A 20,077-nucleotide genomic window follows, 5' to 3' on the forward strand; every position below is an offset into this window, starting at 1 on the left:
ACTTGGCGATCTTGGGCGACTAACGAGGACGGCAAGGCCACCAAGAGTGACTTACATCACATAGATCGATCCCAAACCCGGCTAGTCTTCGGACTGCGGCTTCGATCCGCGCGGATGTGACCTTCAAGACCTCAGGTTTCGCCGCCCGTTACGATGAACCTCTCAGATGTCGGCCCTTGAACCCGACCTGCAAAATTGGAATGTCACCGTGACCACATTTAGTAAGACGCCGCTTCTCGACACCATCAAGACCCCGGAAGATCTGCGCCGGCTGAAGGTCGAGCAGGTCCGGCAGGTCGCCGACGAATTGCGCCAGGAGACCATCGACGCGGTCTCGGTGACCGGCGGCCATTTCGGCGCTGGTCTCGGCGTGGTCGAGCTGACCACGGCCATCCATTACGTGTTCGACACCCCGCGCGACCGCCTGATCTGGGACGTCGGCCACCAGGCCTACCCGCACAAGATCCTGACCGGACGCCGCGACCGCATCCGCACCTTGCGCACCGGCGGCGGCCTCTCCGGGTTCACCAAGCGCGCCGAGAGCGACTACGATCCGTTTGGCGCTGCGCACTCGTCGACCTCGATTTCCGCCGGCCTCGGCATGGCCGTTGCGCGCGACCTGTCGGGCGGCAAGAACAACGTGATCGCCGTGATCGGCGACGGTGCGATGTCCGCCGGCATGGCCTATGAGGCCATGAACAATGCCGGCGCGATGAACTCCCGCCTGATCGTGATCCTCAACGACAACGACATGTCGATCGCGCCGCCGGTCGGCGCCATGTCGGCCTATCTGTCGCGCCTGTACTCGGGCAAGACCTACCGGACGCTGCGAGATGCCGCCAAGCAGCTCGGCCAGCATCTGCCCAAGGTGATCGCCAACCGCGCCAGCCGCGTCGAGGAATATTCCCGCGGCTTCATGATGGACGGCGGCACGCTGTTCGAGGAGCTCGGCTTCTACTACGTCGGCCCGATCGACGGCCACAACCTCGACCATCTGCTCCCCGTCCTGAAGAACGTCCGCGACATGGAGACCGGCCCGATCCTGGTCCACGTCGTGACCCAGAAGGGCAAGGGCTACTCGCCCGCGGAAGCGGCGGCCGACAAATATCATGCGGTGGCCAAGTTCGACATCGCCACCGGCACCCAGGCGAAGGCCAAGCCGAACGCGCCGGCCTATCAGAACGTGTTCGGCCAGAGCCTGGTCAAGGAAGCCGAGAAGGACGACAAGATCGTCGGCATCACCGCCGCGATGCCCTCGGGCACCGGCATCGACATCTTCGCCAAGGCGTTCCCGAAGCGCACCTTCGACGTCGGCATCGCCGAGCAGCACGCCGTGACCTTCGCCGCCGGCCTCGCAGCAGAAGGCTTCAAGCCGTTCTGCGCGATCTACTCGACCTTCCTGCAGCGCGGCTACGACCAGATCGTCCACGACGTCTGCATCCAGAGCCTGCCGGTACGCTTCGCCATCGACCGCGCCGGCCTGGTCGGCGCCGACGGCGCGACCCATGCCGGCTCCTTCGACAACGCCTATCTCGGCTGCCTGCCGAACATGGTGATCATGGCGGCCTCCGACGAGGCCGAGCTGGTGCACATGGTGGCGACCCAGGTCGCGATCAACGACCGGCCGAGCTCGGTGCGCTATCCGCGCGGCGAAGGCCGCGGCGTGGAAATGCCCGAGGTTGGCGTGCCGCTGCCGATCGGCAAGGGCCGCATGATCCGCCAGGGCAAGCAGGTCGCCCTGCTCTCGTTCGGCACCCGGCTCGCCGAGTGCGAGAAGGCCGCCGACGAGCTCGCCGCCCATGGCCTGTCCGCCTCGATCGCCGATGCGCGCTTCATGAAGCCGCTCGACGAGGAGCTGGTGCTGAAGCTGGCCCGCGAGCACGACATCCTGATCACGATCGAGGAAGGCTCGGTCGGCGGCTTCGGCTCGCACGTCATGCAATACCTGTCCGACCAGGGCATGCTGGACGGCGGCCTGAAGATGCGTTCGATGGTGCTGCCCGACGAGTTCCAGGACCACGACACGCCGGCAGCGATGTACGCCCGAGCCGGGCTGGACGCCAAAGGCATCGTCCGCAAGGTGTTCGAGGCGCTCGGCAAGGATTACACGACCGAGTCGGTCAAGCTCGCCTGAGGCGAGCTTGCGTCCCGCAGTGGTGAGCCATGAAGATCTATCTGGCAGGTCCCGACGTGTTCCTGCCGGATGCCATTGAAATCGGCCGGCGGAAGGTCGCGATCTGCGACCGCCACGGCCTGATCGGCCTCTACCCCCTCGACAACAGCATCGACCTCGCCTCCTCCGACGCCTCGCGCCAGATCTTCCATGGCAACGAGGCGATGATGGACGACGCCGATGCCATCATCGCCAATCTCACACCGTTCCGCGGGCCCGGCGCCGATGCCGGCACGGTCTATGAGTTCGGCTACATGGCCGGCTCCGGCAAGCTGTGTCTCGGCTACTGCAACGACCCGGCCGTCTACGCCGATCGTGCCCGACGCTTCACGGCGGTGACGGAGCAGGACGGCCGCCTGGTCGATGGCGAAGGCCTGACTGTCGAGGATTTCGGCCTGCCCGACAATCTCATGATGATCCACGCGCTCGAGCTACGCGGCGCCCCGCTCGTCGCTCCACGCGAACGCCCTGCGGACGTCTGGCATCATCTGGCAGCGTTCGAGACCTGCGTGAGATTGGCGGCGGAGCGGCTGGCGACGAGGACGGTTTGATCCCGGGCCCCTCCGAAGCCGCGAATACGCGCGAACAGCTTGCAACACCCGTCATTGCGAGCGAAGCGAAGCAATCCAGGGCTACAAAGGAGGTCTGGATTGCTTCGTCGCGTCGCTCCTCGCAATGACGGAGTTCAAAATTCATTGCGTCGCCCTCATCTCACCTATCTCGCGATCCGGCCCATGACCCCTGCCCGCAAACGTGCTGACATCCTCCTCGTCGAACGCGGCCTGTTCGAGAGCCGCGCGCGGGCGCAGGCGGCAATCGAGGCGGGGCTCGTGTTCGCCAACGACAAGCAGGTGGGCAAAGCCTCGGAGAACATTCCCGCCGACGCCGTCCTGCAGGCCGAGCCGGCGCATCCCTGGGTGTCGCGTGGCGGCGTCAAGCTGGCGGCGGCGCTGGAGCATTATGGCATCGAGGTCGAAGACCATGTCTGCCTCGATGTCGGTGCCTCCACCGGCGGCTTCACCGAGGTCCTGCTGGCGAATGGCGCGGCGCTCGTGTTCGCAGTCGATGTCGGCCGCGACCAATTGCACCCATCATTGCGCAATCACCCGAAGATCATCTCGATGGAGCAGACCGACATCCGCAGCTACGACGGCAAGCGCCTGCCGCAGCGCCCCGACGTCGTCGTGATCGACTGCAGCTTCATCTCGCTCAAGGCGGTGCTGCCGGTCGCATTGTCGCTCGCGGCCTCGCCGATGAGCCTGCTGGCGCTGATCAAGCCGCAATTCGAGGCGCAGGGAAAGCACGGCAAGGGCGGCATCATCAAGGATGCAAGCGTGCATGCCGCCGTCTGCGACGACATTGCGGCCTTCGCCGCCTCGCTCGGCTGCAGCGACATCGAGATCTTCCCGTCATCGATCAAGGGCGGCGACGGCAACGCCGAGTTCTTCCTGGGAGCGCGCCGCCATGGTTGAGCGTCTCGTCATCGACCATGTCGGCCATCGCGGCGATGGCGTGTCGCTGTCATCGGGCGAGGCGCTGTACGTGCCCTATACGCTGGCCGGCGAGACCGTCGAGGCGGCTGTCGTGCCCGGGCATCCCGATCGCCGCAAGCTGCTCGCGGTGGAGGCGGCGAGCTCGGAGCGGATCGCGCCATTCTGTGCGCATTTCGGCGTGTGCGGCGGCTGCGCCATCCAGCACTGGATGCCCGGGCCCTATCAGCAGTGGAAGCGCAACATCGTCGTCGAGACGCTACGGGCCGCCAAGGTCGACTGCGACGTGGCCGATCTGATCGATGCCCACGGCACCGGCCGGCGCCGCGCCACCTTCCACGCACGGATGGGCACGCACGACGTCCTCAGGGTCGGATTCTCGGCCGCCAACAGCCACGACATCGTGCCGATCGACCGCTGCCCGATCCTCGATCCTGCGCTGGACGGTGCGCTGGAAGCCGCATGGGCCCTGGCTGAGGCGCTGAAGCCGACCGGCAAGCCGCTCGACATCCAGGCGACCGCGACCAGCAACGGCCTCGACATCGACATCCGCGGCTCCGGCCCGCTGCCGCCGCCGCGCATCGCGGCCCTGTCCCGCCTCGCCGAACAGCACCGGCTGGCGCGGCTGACCCGCCATGGCGAACTGGTGCTGATGCGCAATGCGCCCGTGGTTACGATGGGGACGGCACAGGTGACGCTGCCGCCCGGCTCGTTCCTGCAGGCCACCGTGCAAGGCGAGGAGACGCTGGCGCAATTGGTGATGGAGCGGATCGGCAAGGCCAAGCACGTCGCCGACCTGTTCTGCGGCGTCGGCCCGTTCGCGCTGCGGCTCGCCACGCGGGCGCGCGTCACCGCCATGGACAATGATGCCGGCGCGATCGCGGCGCTGCAAAAGGCGTCTGGCACGCCCGGCCTCAAGCCGATCAAGGCCGAGGCGCGCGACCTGTTCCGCCGCCCGCTGATGTCGCCGGAATTGCGCGACATCGACGCCGTCGTGTTCGATCCGCCGCGCCAGGGCGCTCAGGCGCAGGCCAGGCAACTCGCGGCCGGCAAGGTGCCGGTGATCGTCGCGGTGTCCTGCAACGTCACGACGTTCGCGCGGGATATGCGCATGCTGATCGACGGCGGCTACAAGCTCGAGACCGTGGTGCCGGTCGACCAGTTCCGCCACACCCCGCATGTCGAGCTGGTGGCGAGGCTGGTGCGGTGAGCACCGTCAACGGATTTACGAGCGAGATCGGCTTTTTCGGGGAGCGCCAAGCGTTGCCCCTGCAATGACGCACGGAGCTCGCGCATCACGCTCGGTGCGTCCCCTCGCCCCGCTTGCGGGGAGAGGTCGACTGAGAACGCCGCTGACTATGAGCACGAACTCGTAGGCGATCGACCAGCGATGTCGCCTATCCGATGCGCTACCTCACCACGCTGACCTTCACCGGCGCGACGCCGGAGTTGACCATGCCGAGCGCCTGCGCGGCTGAGTAGGACACGTCGACCACCCGGCCCTGCACGAACGGTCCGCGATCGTTGACACGCACCACCACGGAGCGGCCGGTCTTGACGTTGGTGACCTGCAGGCGGGTGCCGAACGGCAGGCTGCGATGCGCGGCCGTCAGCTCGGAGGGATTGAAGCGCTCGCCGCTCGCGGTCTTCTGGCCTTCCGAATAGTAGCTGGCGAGACCGGACGCTCCGGAGTGCGCCGGCGGCGGGCTGAGCTCGGCCCGCCGGACGCGCACCACTGACTCCGGTGCCGTCTCCGCACGCTGCACCTGCGGCCGAAATTCGGCTCCGGCTTGCTTCGTCGGCGCCGCCCAGCGCGCCTGCCGGACCGCCGATGATTGCGCGCAGGCTGCGAGCGAAGCCGCCGCCGCACACACCAGCGCTGCCCTGAGAAGTTGGCAAGCGAGCCCTGCACGCGGACCTTGGATGACTGACGAGCGCCTGACGCGCTGCGCGGGACGTGCTGTCCGGTCGATGATACGCATGTTCTGTGCGCCTCCGCCTCAACCCGCTCATGGTCGCGGCCCAATCGCGGCGGCACGGTGGCAAAGGGAAACTTGCGGGAGATGCAACCCCTGGTTTTTGGGAGATTGTGGCTTAATGGCAACAGATCAGCCTGAACAGCGGCCCTGTGGAGTTTTTCCACGAAAGAACTTCATACTGTCATCCTGGAGAACACGTGAATGCCTGACCCGCTGCTGACCCGCATCGTCGGCGAACTTGCCGATGTCCCGGGACTGCGCGCCATCGCGCTCGGTGGATCACGTGCGCGCGGCACCGCGCAGGCGGGCTCAGACTACGACGTCGGGCTCTACATCGCATCCAGGCACGACCTCGACACCGACGTGCTGCGCGAAGCAGTGCGGCGGCTCGTCGACGACCCGCAAACGCTCGAACTGACGGCGGTCGGCGGCTGGGGACAGTGGATCGTCGGCGGCGGCTGGCTCAGAATCGACGGGCACAAGGTCGACCTGCTCTATCGCGAGATCGATGCGGTCGGCGGCGTGATCGACGACTGCCGGAAAGGGCGGATCGAGATGCACTACCAGCCAGGCCATCCGCATGGCTTCGTCTCGGCGATCTGGATGGGCGAGGTCGCGCTCTGCCGCCCGCTGCACGATCCCGCGCAACTGCTGGCGGGGCTGAAGTCGCGCTGCACGCCCTATCCGCGCCGCCTGCGCGACGCGATTATTGCACGCTTCCAGTGGGAGATCGCATTCAGCATCGACAATGCCGAGTTGGCTGTCGGGCGTGGCGACCATACCCACGTCGCGGGCTGCGCCTATCGCGCCCTCGCCTGCCTTGCGCAGGTGCTGTTTGCGGTCAACGGGCGCTACCTGATCAACGAGAAGGGTGCGCTCAAGGAGGCCGCGACGTTTGGACTGGCACTCGCCGATCTGACGGCGCGCGTGGAGCTCATCTGGCAATCGATCGGCAATGGCGAATTCGGTGCGGCGCTCCGCAGCCTGCGGGAGGTCGAGGCCGAATTGAAACAGGCGTTGGTCCATGCTGCGACGGCCGGCTGAGATCGGCGCCTTACCAATCAAGTCTCCCCGCGCGCGCGTCTGCTCGGCAGCCCGGGCCTGCGGGTCACCGCCCCCAGCGGTCCTGCCAGATCTTCTCGCCGATCGTGCAGGACACGCGCGGCTCCTTGTCGGCATCGTCGGCGACCGGCACGATCCGCGGCGGAGGTGAGCGTCCGGCAACCTCCATCAGCAGCTTGGTGCGGATGGCTTCCTTGAACTCGTCGCGGCTCTTGATGGTGACGACGAACGAGCCGTGACCGCCGGTGACGCAATCCTTGTAATAGAGATCGAGGTTCTCGATATCCATGGTCGAGTAGGACGGCTCCTTGACCATGATCGGCAGGCCGTTGATCGTGATGCCCTTGTCGACGGCCTCGTCGCGCGCGATCGTCACCGGTGAGGGACCATTGTTGTTGGGCCCGTCGCCGGAGATGTCGATGACGCGGCGCAGTCCGCGGTAGGGATTCTCATCGAACAGCGGCATGGCGAAGTAGATCGCGCCGGAGATCGAGGTGCGCGACGCGCGGCGGATCGGCGTCTTCATGATCTCGGCGGCGACGGCGTCGGCACTTTCCGGTCCGTCGATCAGGCGCCATGGAATGATGATCTTCTGGTCGCTCGAGGCCGCCCATTCGAAATAGGTCACGGCGATCCTGCCGTGCACGCCGCTCTTCAGCGCCTGCAGGAACTCGCGCGAGCTGAGCGCCTGGGCGTAGCCTTCGCGCTGGATCGCCAGCTCGTCCAGGTCCATCGAGTAGGACACGTCGACGGCGAGGATCAGTTCGACGTCGACGGACGCTTCCTTCTCGCTCAGCTGCTGCGCCGGCTGGGCCCTCGGCGCGGCCACGACGCTGGCGACGTCGCCGCCGGCCAAGGCGCCCGCCAGACACGCCACCCCGATCGAGATCCACCAGCGCATGAGCTGCCCTCCAATCGCGTCTGATGATGGTGACATGCAATCCGCAGAGCGCAAAGCGGGAACGCACACATCCATTCACATTCCGGTTAGTCCCCTGGGGTTTGCCCGGATGTCAGGCAGCCGCATGCGCCCATCGCGCAAGGCATGCAGCCCGTGGTTTCCCGGAGCGGCCGAAGCCTGTATCGTGGCGTGACTGCCGCATCCGGAACACAGGCGCGCCCTTAGAATGAACGATGCCGTCACCAAGCCCAAGACGAAGGTACGCACCAAGACCGAGCGTCCGCGGCTCTACAAGGTGATCCTCGTCAACGACGACTTCACGCCGCGCGATTTCGTGGTGATGATCCTGAAGGCGGAATTCGGCATGACCGAGGACCAGGCCTACAAGGTCATGATCACGGCGCATAAGCTCGGCGTCTGCGTGGTGGCCGTGTTCACCAAGGACGTCGCCGAGACCAAGGCGACGCGCGCGACCGATGCCGGCCGCGCCAAGGGATACCCGCTGCTGTTCACCACCGAGCCGGAGACCTGAGCCGGCGAACTAATTCCCTTCCTCGCGCAGCCCGTACGCACGTTGTGCGGTCGCGAGGCCTGCGATCGGAAATTCGCCGAGGTCGGTCCAGAGATCGGTCAGCGGCCCGGGACAGGCGCCGGCAAACGCCTCGGACGCGACCACCGTCCGCTTCAGTCGCGCGGCGATCTTCTCGAGCCGAGCGGCGAGATTGACGGCCGGGCCGATGCAGGTGAAGTCGAGCCGGTTGCCGCCGCCGATATTGCCATAGAGCAGCCGTCCGACATGCAGCGCGACGCCGAAGCGGAAGCGTTCCCCGGTGCCGCCGGCCGCGTATTCGAGCGCATCGACGCGAGCCCGCGAGGCGCGCGCCGCCGCAAGGACGCGGGCGCAGACCTCGGTCGGATCGCCGCCCTGCTCGCGAAACGGAAACACGGCGAGCAGGCCGTCGCCCATGAACTTCAGCACCTCGCCGCCCTGCTCGCGGATCGGATCGACCTGGCAGTCGAAATAGTGGTTGAGGATCGCCACCACGTCCTCAGCCGGCAGGCGATCGGACAAGGGCGTGAAGCCGCGCAGATCCGACAGCCAGATCGCCGCATCCAGCGTATCGGTGTGGCCGCGGCGGATCTGGCCGCCCAGAATACGCTCGCCGGCGCTATTGCCGACATAGGTGTCGAGCAGCATCGAGGCCGTACGTCGAAGCGTGACGATCTCGGTGTAGCGCGCCAAAGCCGGCATCAGCGAGCGAATCGCATTCAGATGCGCGTCGGTGAAGCCTGTTGGAGATTTGGTGGTCCAACTCGACGCGTGGACCGCACGGTCGATGAAGGTCAAAGGTAGAGTGAAATAGTCGGTCACGCCTTCGGCCCGCAGATCCATCAGGATCGGAAAGAGCTCGGCCTCCCGATCGCGAGGATCGGCCCTGAACTCGGTCCCCTGCTCGAACACGCGCGCAAGCGGGCTGTCCCTGTAGGCCGGCGTGCTCTCGAAGCCGAAATCGACCGAGCCCATCTCGACCTCCGCCCCCTGGCGCCAGATGAAGCTGCGGCCGGCGATATCAGGATGAAGGGTGCGGACGAACACGCCCACGCGCCACAGCGGCACGCCGAGCCCGACCAGACGATCGCAGCATTCGGACATCATCTGGCTCGGCGTCGCCGCGGAGCGCGCGCCGTCGACCAGCCAGTCCTTGATGTCCCGCAGCTTGGAAGCGTCCATGGGACGACACTAGGCGAGCAGCGTGGCAACAGCAAACAGCCGCGGCGGCAGCGTGCGGCTACCCCACCTGGCCGCGATGGCGCAGCAGATGATCTGCCAGCACACAGGCCATCATCGCCTCGCCGACGGGAACCGCGCGGATGCCGACGCAGGGGTCGTGACGGCCCTTGGTCAGGATCTCGGTCTCCTGGCCCGAGCGGTCGACGGTCTGGCGCGGGGTGAGGATCGACGAGGTCGGCTTGACCGCGAAGCGCAGCACGATCGGCTGTCCCGTGGCGATGCCGCCGAGAATGCCGCCGGCATTGTTGGAGAGGAAGCGCGTGCCGTCATTGGCCGAGCGCATCTCATCGGCATTCTCCTCGCCGGTCAGCTCGGCCGCACCAAAGCCGGCGCCGATCTCGACGCCCTTCACGGCGTTGATGCTCATCATCGCCGCGGCGAGATCGGCATCGAGCTTGCCGTAGAGCGGCGCGCCAAGTCCCGCCGGCACGCCCTCGGCGACGATCTCGAGCACGGCGCCAATCGACGAGCCGGACTTCCTGATGCCGTCGAGATAGTCCTCGAAGAACGCCGCCTTGTCCTTGTCGGGGCAGAAGAAGGGATTGCGCGCGACCTCGTCCCAGTCCCAGTTGCCGCGATCGATCTTGTGCGGACCCATCTGCACCAGCGCACCGCGCACCTTCACGTCGGGCAGGACCTTGCGCGCGATCGCGCCGGCGGCGACGCGCGTCGCGGTCTCGCGCGCCGAGGAACGACCGCCGCCGCGATAGTCGCGCAGGCCGTATTTGGCCTCGTAGGTGAAGTCGGCGTGACCGGGACGAAACTTGTCCTTGATCTCGGAATAGTCCTTGGAGCGCTGGTCGGTGTTCTCGATCAGGAGCGCGATCGGCGTGCCCGTGGTGACCTGCACGCCCGTGTCGGGATCAGCCATCACGCCTGACAGGATCTTCACCTGGTCCGGCTCCTGGCGCTGGGTGGTGAAGCGCGACTGGCCGGGACGGCGGCGGTCGAGATCACGCTGGATCTCGTCGGCGGCGAGCGGGATCCGCGGCGGACAGCCGTCGACCACGCAGCCGATGGCCACGCCATGGCTCTCACCGAAGGTGGTGACGCGGAACATGTGGCCGAAGGTGTTGAAGGACATGAGCTGATCACCCAACCGGAAAAACCATCATTCCGGGATGGTCCGAAGGACCAGACCGGACTCTCGAGATTCCGGGTTCGCCTCTGCAAGGCGCACCGGAACGACGGAGACAAACTAACTGTACTTCTCGAACCCGTTCTCGCCGAACACATAGACCGCGCCCTGCTGGATCGGCAGGTCGACGGCGCCGTGCGGCGTCTCGAAGCCCAGCGCGACCATCAGCGCCCGCGCCGTGCCGCCATGGGCGACCGCCACGATATCGCCAGACAGCCCATCGTACCAGTCGCGCACGCGGCGCTCGACGTCGGCATAGGTCTCGCCGCCCTCGGGCGCCAGCGACCATTTGTCGGTCAGCCGCCTGGCATAGAAGGCGGGATCGGCCGCCTGCATTTCCGGCAGCGTCGCCCCTTCCCATTTGCCGTAGCCGATCTCGCGCAGCCGGGCATCGAGCGCATAGCCCTCGGCTGGCAGGCTCAGGGTCTCACGCACCAGCTCCATGGTCGCGCGGGCGCGGCTGAGGGGGCTAGCGACGTAGGGCAGGCGCGCCGCATCATGGCCGTTGCGCGCAGCGAGCTCGGCCAGGATGTTGCCGGCCTGCACCGCCTGCACCCGCCCGAGCGCGTTCAGCGGGATGTCCTGCGTGCCTTGCAGCCGGCCGAGCGCATTCCATTCCGTCTCGCCGTGGCGGATGTAGTAGATCGTGGGCCGTGGCATTGCGCGTTGACGTTATTCCTTGAACGCTATTCTTTGGCGCCGACGGAATTGCTGAGCGAGATGTCGGGCGCCTCGGGCCGCTTCATGCCGACGACATGATAGCCGGAATCGACGTGATGCACCTCGCCGGTGACGCCGCGCGACAGGTCGGACAAGAGATACAGCGCGCTGTCGCCGACCTCGTCGATGGTCACGGTCCGGCGCAGCGGCGCGTTGTACTCGTTCCACTTCAGGATGTAGCGGAAGTCGCCGATGCCCGAGGCGGCCAGCGTCTTGATCGGTCCTGCCGAGATCGCGTTGACGCGGATGTTCTTCTCGCCGAGATCGGCGGCGAGATAGCGCACGCTGGCTTCCAGCGCGGCCTTGGCGACGCCCATCACGTTGTAGTGCGGCATCCACTTCTCGGCGCCGTAATAGGTCAAGGTGATGATCGAGCCTCCGTCGGTCATCAGCTTCTCGGCGCGCTGCGCGATCGCCGTCAGCGAGTAGCAGCTGATCAGCATGCTCTTGGAGAAATTGTCCTGCGTGGTTTCGATGTAGCGGCCGTCGAGCTGGTCCTTGTCGGAGAAGGCGATGGCGTGGACCACGAAATCGATCTGGCCCCACTTCTCCTTGAGCACGTCGAACACCGCGTCGATGGTCGTGGGATCGGTGACATCGCAATGGCCGAGCACGAGCCCGCCGAGCTCGGCCGCCAGCGGCTCGACCCGCTTCTTCAGCGCGTCGCCCTGGTAGGTCAACGCGATCTCCGCGCCGGCCGCGCGCGCGGCCTTGGCGATGCCCCAGGCGATCGAGCGGTTGTTGGCCACGCCGAGGACGACCCCGCGCTTGCCCTGCATCAAACCTGAAATCTGCGCCATGCGGCTTCCCATCGAACTGATTATTAAGGACTGGACGTACACCACCGGTCTGGCCCGGTACAGCCCCATTCCGCCCGCTCTGTGGCAAACTCCCCCGCAGGGCTTGCGGTCCGGAATACGCTGATCATCGCGGGGTTATGATCTTTGCAAGACGCCGGCTGCGGCCTGCGCCCTTGTCATCGCAGCGAACAGCCGCAGGGCATTCCATGAACGCGTTCCGCCAGAGCGTCGAGACCATGATTCCGGCACTGCGCCGTTATGCCCGGGCGCTGGCGCGCGACATGGACGCGGCCGACGAGCTGGTCCAGGACACGCTGGTGCGGGCGCTGCGCTCGGAGCGGCTGTTCCTGGGCGGCGACATCAGGAGCTGGCTGTACACGATCCTGACCAATCTGAACAAGAACCGCCGGCGCTCCTTGGCGCGGCGGCCGCACTTCATGCCGCTCCAGGACGACAATGCCGACGCCAGCGGCACCGAGGCCGAGGGCCGGGACATCGAGCACGCGCTGGCGACCCTGGTGGAGGAGCAGCGCGCGGCGCTTCTCCTCGTCGTGCTCGAAGGCCTGAGCTACCGCGAGGTCGCCGACATCCAGGGTGTCCCAATCGGCACCGTGATGTCCCGCCTCGCCCGCGCCCGCGCCCATGTCCGTGCCGTGCTCGAGGGCGAGCGGCCGGCGCTGCGGAGGGTGAAATGACCACTGCACAAAAGCCGCCCTGCCATGTTCGGCTGCCCAAGCCTGCAGCGACCGCGCATCGCCGCAGCCGCCCGATTGCAACGAGACCCCGATGATGACCGAGCCGACCATTCCCGTCACCGAAGACGAGCTGCACGCCTATGTCGACAACGAGCTGCCGGCCGAGCGCCGCAGCGACGTCGAGCGCTGGCTGGCCGCGCATCCGGCGGACGCCGAGCGGGTGCAATCCTGGCGCAGCATGGCTGAGGCGCTCCATGCCCGCTACGATTCGATCGTCAACGAGCCGGTGCCGCCGCGGCTCGACCTCGACGGTCTGGAGCGCCGGCCGCGGCGCTGGGTCGTCGCGGCCATGGCGGCAAGCGTGGCGGCCTTCGCGGTCGGCGGCGCGGTCGGCTGGGTCGCGCGTGGCGCCGCGTCCGCGCCGTCGCCGCTCCAGGCCCTCGCCGGCGAGGCGCTCGATGCGCACCGGCTCTATGTCGTGGAGGTGCGCCATCCGGTCGAGGTTCCTGGCGACGAGAAGGCCCATCTGCAGCAATGGCTGACGCGGCGCTGCGGTCGCACCGTGCAGGCGCCGGAGCTGGAAACCACCGGACTGAAGCTCGTCGGCGGCCGGCTGCTGCCGGGGCCGACCGGCCCGGCGTCCTTCCTGATGTACGAGAGCACCTCCGGCGAGCGCTTCACGGTGTATGCGACCAAGGTCGGGATCGAGGCGGCCGAGATGCGCTATACGGCGCAGGGCAACACCGCCGCACTCTCATGGGCGGAGCGCGGCGTCAGCTACGTCGTCAGCGGCAGCAGTGACCGGACGCGTCTCACCCAGGTCGCGCGCCTTGTTTATGACCAGACCGAACGGGCGGGCGGCTAGCGGCGGACCATTGCCCGATTTCGCGAGGTGCCGGCCTCGGCGCGATTACGGCCGTGATCAGAAGCGTTTGCAGGATGGCCGCGAACGCTGCCCGAGAGGATACTGATCCCCGCATGGCTCAGGCGGGCGACACCCCAGGGTCGGCGCCGCAATTCGGTCACCGGAAATCTGGAATCAGGTCACCGGCACGTCTCAATATAGCGCCAAATGTTCACGAAAAAATGAGGAGTGTTCGATCCGCCGATCGACACGGAAGCGGCCTCGATCGGGGTTTTGTACCGCGCTGGTCCCCCTTTCGAGGCCGCACTTTTTTCTCAGCTTTCCAGCTCGTCCTTCAGCTTTCAGCCGAGTGGCCCGCAACGCGCAACCTCAGGAGAGGTTGCTGCGCGGATTGTAGGGATGACGGTCGCGCCATTTGGTCATCAGGGCTTCGAGCTCTGCGTCGTTGCCGTCGGGCAGCACGATCCGGGTGGTGACGAACAGATCGCCGGCCGAGCCGTCGCTCTTGGGCAGGCCCTTACCCTTGAGCCGGAAGGTCCGGCCGCTGGAGGTGTTCTTCGGGATCGACAGCTCGACCGCGCTGCCGAGCGTCGGCGCCCTCACCTTGGCGCCCAGGACCGCCTCGTAAAGCGTGATCGGCAGATCGAGCCTGAGGTCGCTGCCCTCGACCTTGAAGAACGGATGCGGCGCGATCTGGATCGTGATCAGGAGATCACCCGGCCGGTGTCCGGGCGCGCTCTCGCCCTGCCCCTTCAGCCTAATCTGCTGGCCGGCGGTAACACCGGCGGGGACCTTGACGTTGAGCTCCTTGCCCGACGGCAGCCGCACCCGCTTCTCGCCGCCATTGACGGACTCCTCGAGCGAGACCGACATTGCAACCTTCAGATCGAGGTCGAGGCCGACACCGCCGGTGTCGAACTCGAACGAGCCGCCGCCGCCGCGTGCACCGCGCGCGCCGGCGCCGCCGAACATGCTGTTCAGAATGTCCTCGAATCCGCCACCGCCGAAGCCGCCGCCCGGCCCACCGCCGCTGCGGAAGGTATAGCTCTCGAAGCCGCCACCCGGCCCGCCGCGGCCGGCGCCGCCACCCGGAAAGCCCTGGAAGCGCGGCTTGCCGTCAGCGTCGATCTCCCCGCGATCGAACTGCTTGCGCTTCTCCTCGTCGCCCAGGATCTCGTTGGCCGAATTGATCTCGGCAAACCGCGCCGATGCCTTCGGGTCATCCTTGTTGCTGTCGGGATGATGCTTCTTGGCGAGCTTGCGATAGGCGCTCTTGATGGCCGCAGCGCTGGCGCTTCGCGGCACCCCCAAGACCTCATAGGGGTCGCGCATCCGTCACGTCTCCTTACAGAAAGTCAGATACTAACCTATGGGCTCCCCGCCCGCTTCGCATTTCATCTGGGGAGTCCGTTGTATTTTTGCAACGGGGTCCAGACGACCCCGGCTAGCTTTGCTGCCAGGGTTTGAGCGTCTGGATGTCCCAGCGCCCACGCTCGATACGGCACGCCGAGCCCTGCAGCCAGCGTTCCGTCTTGCCGTTGACGTAGCTCGCCAGGAAATCGCGGCACGTGCGGCCGTTGTCGGCCGTGTAGGACTTGGCGATCGGCGTCACCGAGCCGCGGGCGCCGGTCTGGGGATTCTGCCACGGCTGGCTGGAATCCTTGCTCCCCTTGGTCAGCACGTCCGACGCGGCGTTGCGGGCAAAAGCGAGATCGGCTTCGGTCGGCTCGCGCTCGGGCGGCGGGCTGACCGCGCCGGTGATCTCCGCATCGTCCATCTTGGCAAAGGCCGTTTCAGGGCGCGACAGGCTGCAGCCGCCGCCGGACAGGCCGATTAGAATGAGTGTCAAAGCCGTGCCGGCATGACCGATCGCGGATAGGCCAAGCCGGACCGATGCCCTATATAGGGCCGGACCAGAATGGACTTGCACGCGCCTGGCCGCGGGTGAACGCAAAACTCGGACTCCCCATACACATGACCGACCCCACGAGCATCAAACACCAGACAACCTTAACATCCGGTACATCGGCCGATTTTACCCAGGCCGGCGAGCCGTTTGCGCTGTTTGCGGCGTGGTTTGCCGAAGCCGGCAAGAGCGAGCCCAACGATCCGAATGCGATGGCGCTGGCAACGGTCGACGACAGCGGGCTGCCTGACGTGCGCATGGTGCTGATGAAGGGCTATGACGAGGACGGCTTCGTCTTCTACAGCCACAAGGCCAGCCAGAAGGGCCGCGAGCTCGCCGCCAATCCGAAGGCCGCGCTGCTGTTTCACTGGAAATCGCTGCGCCGCCAGGTCCGCATCCGCGGCCTCGTGGCGCCGGTGACCGACGAAGAGGCCGACGCCTATTTCGCGACCCGGCCGAAGCAGGCGCAGCTCGGCGCCTGGGCCAGCAAGCAGTCGCAGCCGCTGGAGAGCCGCTTCGCGTTCGAGCAGGCGATCGCCAAGGTCGCCGCGCAATACATCATCGGCGAGGTGCCGCGCCCGCCAGGATGGAGCGGCTGGCGCATCACTCCCGTCAGCATGGAGTTCTGGCACGACCGGCCATTCCGCCTGCACGACCGCATCGAATTCCGGCGCGAGGCTTCGGGCCGGCCGTGGACCAAGGTGCGGATGTATCCGTAGGGGATCGCCGCGCGGGCTTGCGCCCGGCCTCCAGGCGTCCGATACGCCAACGAATCGCCATCGCGCGCGTGAATCAGGCGCCGAACGCACAACCATTGTGGTAAGTTGATCCCGTCCGGGATCGTGAAAGACGCAGTTCATGCCGACCTCTTCCAATCAGCCACGGCGCACGATGCTGCTGACCGGTGCCAGCCGCGGCATCGGTCATGCCACCGTGATCCGCTTCTCATCAGCCGGCTGGCGCGTCCTCACCTGCTCGCGGCACCCCTTTCCCGAAGAATGCCCGTGGGGCGCCGGCCCCGAGGACCACGTCCAGGTCGACCTGTCCGATCCCCAGGACACCGTGCGCGCGATCGCCGAGATCAAACAGCGGATCGACGGCGGCGAGCTGCACGCGCTGGTCAACAACGCCGCGATCTCGCCGAAGGGCGCGGGCGGTGCCCGGCTCGGCACCGTCGACACCGACCTCGACACCTGGAATCACGTCTTCCGCGTCAACTTCTTCGCGCCGATCATGATGGCGCGCGGCCTGATCAAGGAGCTGAAGGCGGCCAAGGGCTCCGTCGTCAACGTCACCTCGATCGCCGGCTCGCGCGTGCATCCCTTCGCCGGCGCGGCCTACGCGACCTCCAAGGCGGCGCTGGCCGCCCTGACCCGCGAGATGGCGTCGGATTTCGGCCGGGTCGGCGTCCGCGTCAACTCGATCGCGCCGGGCGAGATCGACACCTCGATCCTGTCGCCGGGCACCGAGAAGATCGTGCAGGAGCAGATCCCGATGCAGCGCCTCGGCACGCCCGACGAGGTCGCCAAGATCATCTACGTGCTGTGCTCGGAGACCAGCTCCTACGTGAACGGCGCCGAGATCCACATCAACGGCGGCCAGCACGTCTGAGCCATTCGGCGCGGAGACGGTTGCCCGTGTTCGATTTGGTTCATGGCGGCTTGCCACGTTCGGCAAGTTCCCGATGACCGCGCGAAGGCGTGATTAACGCCATCTCCGAAGATCGATACGGACCTACCGACCACCACAAACAAGACAGCGCTCCCGGAGGGAACGCTGTTCATGGGATGGGATCGGCGTACTGAATTTCCAGTCGCTGGCTGCGCGGGCGGCATTGCCTGAATACCGTCCGGTCGAGAACGGTCGTTCAGCCTTCGCACACCAAACCGCGCAGAATCTGCGCGGCGCGCCAGCGCAGGCGGTCGGACTCGACGTTGAGGGCGCTGGAGCAATCATCGTCGCGCTCGTCCTCCTCGAGATCGGCGCCGCAGTAGCGGCAGGTGCGCGGCGACAGCGCATGGGCCACGACGATGTCGGCGCGGCTGCGCTGATAGCTGGCAAGATCGATCACGTTGTTCGATGCCATTATGCGTTTCTCAACCATTGCCGCCGCCTCTTGGATAAGGCGCGATGAACGCGCCCTCGAGCTCTGCCTTGCATGCCACGCGCCGAGGCGCTCGTTGTTTGTCATGCTGGTGCAGATTTATCGCAGAGAAGTTTCGATCAAACGTTCAGCGTTCCCATCAAATTTTACCTGAGGAATTGGGGCGGCTTTGCAGCGGCATTGCAGCCGGCCTAACAAGTATTTCCCATTATGTGTTGCATCTCACCGCTTGTGTCACCTGAGGTGCATAGCGACGGACTCTGTCCCGCTGCTAACAACGGGGCGCGAATGAGGCATCACCTGGAATGACGGCACAATGCCGCAGGCCTCGCCCAGATTTGTCGACAGAGCCTGGATTTTCAGGCCCGCGGCACTACAGCCACTTCTTCAATTTGAAGATGTAGTACGGCACGATCGCGCAGATCAGCATCAGCACCAGCGCCATCGGATAGCCGTGCACCCATTCGAGCTCCGGCATCATCTTGAAGTTCATGCCGTAGATCGATGCGATCAAGGTCGGCGGCATCAGCACCACCGCCATCACCGAGAACAGCTTGATGATGTTGTTCTGCTCGAGGTTGACGACACCGAGCATCGCATCCAGCACGAAGGTGATCTTGCCCGCGAGATAGGACGCGTGGTCGGTCAGCGAGGCGACGTCGCGCTGCATGGTCTTGAGCTGCTCGCGCATATCCTTCGACCACTTCACGCCTTCGACGACCGCAGAGAGAAACGTGACGAGACGACCGATCGACACCAGGCTCTCACGCACCTTCGAGGTCAGGTCGCCCTTGCGCCCGATCGCGATCAGGATCTGCGAATACTGCTTGGCGTGCCCGTGACGCTCATTGTTCGGCTCGAAGATCTCGTGGCTGACCTGGTCGATATCGGCCCCGACCTTCTCGAGAATGTCGGCGCAGCGGTCGATTACCGCATCGAGCAACTCCATCAGCACCATCTCGCCGGTGATCCCGGGCGCACAGTTGCGAGCGAGCTTTGCCTCCACCACGGCGAACGGTCGCGGCTGGTCGTAGCGGACCGTCACCAGACGGTGGCCCGCCAGGATGAAGGTGACGGCGGTGGTCCTGGGCATATCGGAGTCCGAGTGGCACATCAGCGTAGCCGTCATGTAGCGGGCGCCGTTCTCGATATAGAGGCGGCTGGAGATCTCGATCTCCTGCATGTCCTCGCGCGTCGGCACTGCAATCCCGGCCAGCTTTTCGACGGCCCGATCCTCGGCACTGCTCGGGTTCACCAGGTCGACCCAGACCGCATTGTCCGGCAGAGCCGCGGGATCGGTGATCGCCATCTTCTTCAGCGCGGTTTCGGACGGGACGAACACCGAGAACATGGACAAACTCCGAATCGCGAAAACCTGAATTTCGGGGACTTAGCGGTGGGATGCTGCCGCCTTGTGACGCAGCTTGCGAGTCCGGTCCATCGGCTTTTCGCGCCAAAGCTCCGCGGCCTCTCGCGCGGCGCCGAGGGGGAGCTGACCGTGCCATTCGAAGCACAGCTGTGGATGACTGCCCGCAACTTTGCGGCAAAAAAGCAACAATCGCGGCGCTGCAGCGTGACCTGTGCGTGTATCGGCTGGAATTGAGAACGATTTTGACGATAATGGGACATGTGGAATCGCGCTGCAGTGGCGCGGCCGTGTCATTGCAACGTCAGCTGTCGATTGGAATTGGTGACATGTCGCTGAAGGTGAAACTCGGACTCCTGGCCGCCGGCCTGATGCTGTCGGGCTGCATGCAGGCCACGACGTACGAGGCGACCAACACCCAGGCCTTCAAGCCGAAGGACAAGGAACTTCTCGCGAAGATCCGCTACACCAACACGCCGGTGGCCGAGCCCTATCGGCGCGCGATCGTCGACTATCACCGCAAGGAAGCTCCTGGCTCGATCGTCGTCGATTCCGACAGCCACTACCTCTATTACGTGCTGGATGGCGGCAAGGCGATCCGCTACGGCATCACCGTCGGCGAAGAGGCCATGGCTTGGTCGGGCATCGCCAAGGTCGGCGCCATGACCGAGTGGCCGGCTTGGCATCCGACCAAGGGCGAGATCGAGCGGCTGGGCGTTCCGACCTTCGTCGCCCCGGGCCCCGACAATCCGATGGGCTCGCGCGCGATGTACCTCTATGCCAACGGCAAGGACACGCTGTTCCGCATCCACGGCACCAACCAGCCGGAATATATCGGCGCCTCGATCTCCTCGGGATGCATCCGCCTGACGAACGAGGACGCGATCGACCTCTATAACCGGGTGAAGGTCGGCACCATCGTCGTGGTCCTCGATCCGAAGAAGGGTGATTCGCCCTACAAGCCGCAGATGGCGCTGCAGGGCGGGGGCACCTACGCTGCGATGCAGTGAGCCTCGGCTGAAGCCGGCACGATATCAAAAAGCCGAGAAACGCGTTTAGCAGCCTTTCCAAGGGCGCCGGTCACCC

Annotated in this window: 21 protein-coding genes; 11 read left to right on the plus strand and 10 right to left on the minus strand. The window is 66.0% G+C overall.

The window, feature by feature from the left end; genetic code table 11:
• The first annotated feature begins 208 nt into the window (after positions 1–208).
• The 4 genes from dxs (at position 209) to ACQR0W_RS03515 (ending at position 4,873) form a co-directional block, all read left to right on the plus strand.
• Positions 209–2,134 (plus strand): 1-deoxy-D-xylulose-5-phosphate synthase, encoded by a 1,926-nt coding sequence (gene dxs, locus ACQR0W_RS03500; RefSeq protein WP_316164258.1) that lies wholly within the window; start codon positions 209–211, stop codon positions 2,132–2,134.
• 29 nt (positions 2,135–2,163) lie between these two features.
• Positions 2,164–2,724, plus strand: coding sequence for a nucleoside 2-deoxyribosyltransferase (locus ACQR0W_RS03505; RefSeq protein ID WP_315715542.1), 561 nt, complete (start codon positions 2,164–2,166; stop codon positions 2,722–2,724).
• Positions 2,725–2,907: 183 nt separating this feature from the next.
• The gene (locus ACQR0W_RS03510; protein ID WP_315715541.1) at positions 2,908–3,645 is read left to right on the plus strand and encodes a TlyA family RNA methyltransferase; all 738 of its coding nucleotides are present in this window, start codon (positions 2,908–2,910) and stop codon (positions 3,643–3,645) included.
• Positions 3,638–4,873: a class I SAM-dependent RNA methyltransferase gene (locus ACQR0W_RS03515; RefSeq protein WP_316187442.1), complete on the plus strand. Its 1,236-nt coding sequence runs from the start codon at positions 3,638–3,640 to the stop codon at positions 4,871–4,873. The genes ACQR0W_RS03510 and ACQR0W_RS03515 overlap by 8 nt, the downstream gene beginning before the upstream one ends.
• A 199-nt stretch (positions 4,874–5,072) precedes the next feature.
• Here the strand turns inward: ACQR0W_RS03515 and ACQR0W_RS03520 are convergent, their stop codons facing one another.
• Entirely contained in the window at positions 5,073–5,645 is a 573-nt protein-coding gene (locus ACQR0W_RS03520) for a septal ring lytic transglycosylase RlpA family protein (RefSeq protein WP_316187444.1), read from the minus strand.
• Positions 5,646–5,843: 198 nt separating this feature from the next.
• Here ACQR0W_RS03520 and ACQR0W_RS03525 point away from each other — a divergent pair, with 198 nt between their 5' ends.
• The gene (locus ACQR0W_RS03525; protein ID WP_316187446.1) at positions 5,844–6,686 is read left to right on the plus strand and encodes a nucleotidyltransferase domain-containing protein; all 843 of its coding nucleotides are present in this window, start codon (positions 5,844–5,846) and stop codon (positions 6,684–6,686) included.
• Between the two features lie 64 nt (positions 6,687–6,750).
• On the opposite strand, the gene ACQR0W_RS03530 is transcribed toward ACQR0W_RS03525, so the two are convergent.
• Positions 6,751–7,605 carry a DUF1194 domain-containing protein gene (locus tag ACQR0W_RS03530; protein WP_316187448.1) on the minus strand — a complete coding sequence of 285 codons (855 nt, stop codon included), beginning with the start codon at positions 7,603–7,605 and terminating at the stop codon, positions 6,751–6,753.
• A gap of 226 nt (positions 7,606–7,831) precedes the next feature.
• On the opposite strand from ACQR0W_RS03530, the gene clpS reads away from it, so the two are divergent.
• Positions 7,832–8,137, plus strand: coding sequence for an ATP-dependent Clp protease adapter ClpS (clpS, locus tag ACQR0W_RS03535; RefSeq protein ID WP_315740885.1), 306 nt, complete (start codon positions 7,832–7,834; stop codon positions 8,135–8,137).
• A gap of 9 nt (positions 8,138–8,146) precedes the next feature.
• On the opposite strand, the gene ACQR0W_RS03540 is transcribed toward clpS, so the two are convergent.
• The 4 genes from ACQR0W_RS03540 to fabI form a co-directional block, all read right to left on the minus strand.
• The gene (locus ACQR0W_RS03540; RefSeq protein WP_315828083.1) at positions 8,147–9,337 is read right to left on the minus strand and encodes an adenylate/guanylate cyclase domain-containing protein; all 1,191 of its coding nucleotides are present in this window, start codon (positions 9,335–9,337) and stop codon (positions 8,147–8,149) included.
• Positions 9,338–9,395: 58 nt separating this feature from the next.
• Positions 9,396–10,481: a chorismate synthase gene (aroC, locus tag ACQR0W_RS03545; protein WP_315715534.1), complete on the minus strand. Its 1,086-nt coding sequence runs from the start codon at positions 10,479–10,481 to the stop codon at positions 9,396–9,398.
• 114 nt (positions 10,482–10,595) lie between these two features.
• Positions 10,596–11,195: a histidine phosphatase family protein gene (locus ACQR0W_RS03550; RefSeq protein WP_315715533.1), complete on the minus strand. Its 600-nt coding sequence runs from the start codon at positions 11,193–11,195 to the stop codon at positions 10,596–10,598.
• 26 nt (positions 11,196–11,221) lie between these two features.
• Positions 11,222–12,055 (minus strand): enoyl-ACP reductase FabI, encoded by an 834-nt coding sequence (fabI, locus tag ACQR0W_RS03555; protein WP_315715532.1) that lies wholly within the window; start codon positions 12,053–12,055, stop codon positions 11,222–11,224.
• Positions 12,056–12,261: 206 nt separating this feature from the next.
• Here fabI and ACQR0W_RS03560 point away from each other — a divergent pair, with 206 nt between their 5' ends.
• Both ACQR0W_RS03560 and ACQR0W_RS03565 read left to right on the plus strand, forming a co-directional pair.
• The gene (locus tag ACQR0W_RS03560; protein ID WP_315752062.1) at positions 12,262–12,750 is read left to right on the plus strand and encodes a sigma-70 family RNA polymerase sigma factor; all 489 of its coding nucleotides are present in this window, start codon (positions 12,262–12,264) and stop codon (positions 12,748–12,750) included.
• Positions 12,751–12,841: 91 nt separating this feature from the next.
• Positions 12,842–13,615: an anti-sigma factor family protein gene (locus tag ACQR0W_RS03565; RefSeq protein ID WP_316187449.1), complete on the plus strand. Its 774-nt coding sequence runs from the start codon at positions 12,842–12,844 to the stop codon at positions 13,613–13,615.
• A gap of 369 nt (positions 13,616–13,984) precedes the next feature.
• Here ACQR0W_RS03565 and ACQR0W_RS03570 read toward each other — a convergent pair whose 3' ends face one another.
• Both ACQR0W_RS03570 and ACQR0W_RS03575 read right to left on the minus strand, forming a co-directional pair.
• Positions 13,985–14,947, minus strand: coding sequence for a DnaJ C-terminal domain-containing protein (locus ACQR0W_RS03570; RefSeq protein WP_315828080.1), 963 nt, complete (start codon positions 14,945–14,947; stop codon positions 13,985–13,987).
• Positions 14,948–15,059: 112 nt separating this feature from the next.
• The gene (locus tag ACQR0W_RS03575) at positions 15,060–15,464 is read right to left on the minus strand and encodes an RT0821/Lpp0805 family surface protein (RefSeq protein WP_315752065.1); all 405 of its coding nucleotides are present in this window, start codon (positions 15,462–15,464) and stop codon (positions 15,060–15,062) included.
• A 125-nt stretch (positions 15,465–15,589) separates the two neighbouring features.
• Here ACQR0W_RS03575 and pdxH point away from each other — a divergent pair, with 125 nt between their 5' ends.
• Together pdxH and ACQR0W_RS03585 are read left to right on the plus strand one after the other, a co-directional pair.
• Positions 15,590–16,240 (plus strand): pyridoxamine 5'-phosphate oxidase, encoded by a 651-nt coding sequence (gene pdxH, locus ACQR0W_RS03580; protein WP_315715527.1) that lies wholly within the window; start codon positions 15,590–15,592, stop codon positions 16,238–16,240.
• 139 nt (positions 16,241–16,379) lie between these two features.
• The gene (locus ACQR0W_RS03585; protein ID WP_315715526.1) at positions 16,380–17,132 is read left to right on the plus strand and encodes an SDR family NAD(P)-dependent oxidoreductase; all 753 of its coding nucleotides are present in this window, start codon (positions 16,380–16,382) and stop codon (positions 17,130–17,132) included.
• Positions 17,133–17,388: 256 nt separating this feature from the next.
• Here ACQR0W_RS03585 and ACQR0W_RS03590 read toward each other — a convergent pair whose 3' ends face one another.
• Together ACQR0W_RS03590 and ACQR0W_RS03595 are read right to left on the minus strand one after the other, a co-directional pair.
• A complete protein-coding gene (locus ACQR0W_RS03590; RefSeq protein WP_409998659.1) occupies positions 17,389–17,607 on the minus strand; it encodes a hypothetical protein in 219 nt (72 codons plus the stop codon).
• Positions 17,608–17,998: 391 nt separating this feature from the next.
• Positions 17,999–18,976, minus strand: a complete 978-nt coding sequence (locus tag ACQR0W_RS03595) for a magnesium transporter CorA family protein (protein ID WP_315715525.1) — start codon at positions 18,974–18,976, stop codon at positions 17,999–18,001.
• A 344-nt stretch (positions 18,977–19,320) separates the two neighbouring features.
• On the opposite strand from ACQR0W_RS03595, the gene ACQR0W_RS03600 reads away from it, so the two are divergent.
• A complete protein-coding gene (locus ACQR0W_RS03600) occupies positions 19,321–20,001 on the plus strand; it encodes a L,D-transpeptidase (RefSeq protein ID WP_011925214.1) in 681 nt (226 codons plus the stop codon).
• Positions 20,002–20,077 lie beyond the last annotated feature (76 nt).

The organism is Bradyrhizobium sp. HKCCYLRH1034 (genome assembly GCF_051168375.1).
Lineage (GTDB): Bacteria > Pseudomonadota > Alphaproteobacteria > Rhizobiales > Xanthobacteraceae > Bradyrhizobium.

What these genes read in the sequence shown, in the direction of transcription:
- ACQR0W_RS03505 (WP_315715542.1), top strand. Translation starts at nt 2,164, where the DNA reads ATGAAGATCTATCTGGCAGGTCCCGACGTGTTCCTGCCGGATGCCATT.
- ACQR0W_RS03520 (WP_316187444.1), bottom strand. Translation starts at nt 5,645, where the DNA reads ATGCGTATCATCGACCGGACAGCACGTCCCGCGCAGCGCGTCAGGCGC.
- ACQR0W_RS03560 (WP_315752062.1), top strand. Translation starts at nt 12,262, where the DNA reads ATGAACGCGTTCCGCCAGAGCGTCGAGACCATGATTCCGGCACTGCGC.
- fabI (WP_315715532.1), bottom strand. Translation starts at nt 12,055, where the DNA reads ATGGCGCAGATTTCAGGTTTGATGCAGGGCAAGCGCGGGGTCGTCCTC.
- ACQR0W_RS03510 (WP_315715541.1), top strand. Translation starts at nt 2,908, where the DNA reads ATGACCCCTGCCCGCAAACGTGCTGACATCCTCCTCGTCGAACGCGGC.
- ACQR0W_RS03550 (WP_315715533.1), bottom strand. Translation starts at nt 11,195, where the DNA reads ATGCCACGGCCCACGATCTACTACATCCGCCACGGCGAGACGGAATGG.
- clpS (WP_315740885.1), top strand. Translation starts at nt 7,832, where the DNA reads ATGAACGATGCCGTCACCAAGCCCAAGACGAAGGTACGCACCAAGACC.
- aroC (WP_315715534.1), bottom strand. Translation starts at nt 10,481, where the DNA reads ATGTCCTTCAACACCTTCGGCCACATGTTCCGCGTCACCACCTTCGGT.
- ACQR0W_RS03585 (WP_315715526.1), top strand. Translation starts at nt 16,380, where the DNA reads ATGCCGACCTCTTCCAATCAGCCACGGCGCACGATGCTGCTGACCGGT.
- ACQR0W_RS03525 (WP_316187446.1), top strand. Translation starts at nt 5,844, where the DNA reads ATGCCTGACCCGCTGCTGACCCGCATCGTCGGCGAACTTGCCGATGTC.
- ACQR0W_RS03570 (WP_315828080.1), bottom strand. Translation starts at nt 14,947, where the DNA reads ATGCGCGACCCCTATGAGGTCTTGGGGGTGCCGCGAAGCGCCAGCGCT.
- ACQR0W_RS03590 (WP_409998659.1), bottom strand. Translation starts at nt 17,607, where the DNA reads ATGGCATCGAACAACGTGATCGATCTTGCCAGCTATCAGCGCAGCCGC.
- ACQR0W_RS03595 (WP_315715525.1), bottom strand. Translation starts at nt 18,976, where the DNA reads ATGTTCTCGGTGTTCGTCCCGTCCGAAACCGCGCTGAAGAAGATGGCG.
- ACQR0W_RS03540 (WP_315828083.1), bottom strand. Translation starts at nt 9,337, where the DNA reads ATGGACGCTTCCAAGCTGCGGGACATCAAGGACTGGCTGGTCGACGGC.
- ACQR0W_RS03530 (WP_316187448.1), bottom strand. Translation starts at nt 7,605, where the DNA reads ATGCGCTGGTGGATCTCGATCGGGGTGGCGTGTCTGGCGGGCGCCTTG.
- pdxH (WP_315715527.1), top strand. Translation starts at nt 15,590, where the DNA reads ATGACCGACCCCACGAGCATCAAACACCAGACAACCTTAACATCCGGT.
- ACQR0W_RS03565 (WP_316187449.1), top strand. Translation starts at nt 12,842, where the DNA reads ATGATGACCGAGCCGACCATTCCCGTCACCGAAGACGAGCTGCACGCC.
- ACQR0W_RS03515 (WP_316187442.1), top strand. Translation starts at nt 3,638, where the DNA reads ATGGTTGAGCGTCTCGTCATCGACCATGTCGGCCATCGCGGCGATGGC.
- ACQR0W_RS03600 (WP_011925214.1), top strand. Translation starts at nt 19,321, where the DNA reads ATGTCGCTGAAGGTGAAACTCGGACTCCTGGCCGCCGGCCTGATGCTG.